The sequence below is a fragment of the Citrobacter sp. VF227 genome, from assembly GCF_052950715.1.
In genome coordinates, this window is sequence record NZ_JBRFVF010000641.1 from 1 (window position 1) to 432 (window position 432).

A 432-nucleotide genomic window follows, 5' to 3' on the forward strand; every position below is an offset into this window, starting at 1 on the left:
TACCACTGGCACATGCTGATGAAAACCGCCTCGCAGAAATCGCTGCTGCCTGGACGGAGTATCTGCATCAATGCAAGAAGCAGGGGCTGCACTTTATTCAGCCGGGCCGTTTTTGTCCTGCCAGGAGATATGGCGGGCGCGCCTGCGTTGCAGTTTTTCCCGTGGCCGGACGTTGATGCCTGGGGAGAATCGAAGCTGGAGCAGGCAGATAAGCACACCAATGCGGGTATGCTGCGCGACAGATTTAATTACTACTGTGAAAAAGTCGTGAAGGGATTTTATAAGAATCACTTCCTGCGCTTTGACCGCCAGATTGTGCTAGTTGATTGCCTGCAACCGCTCAACAGCGGGCCACAGGCGTTTAACGACATGCGTCTGGCGCTGACCCAACTGATGCAAAGCTTCCATTACGGACAGCGCACGCTGTTTCGT

General features: G+C 53.9%; 1 pseudogene. It reads left to right on the forward strand.

Annotation, left to right across the window (positions count from 1 at the left end):
• A pseudogene (locus ACU8YC_RS28325) lies at positions 1–432 on the forward strand (YcjX family protein); the annotation flags it as partial.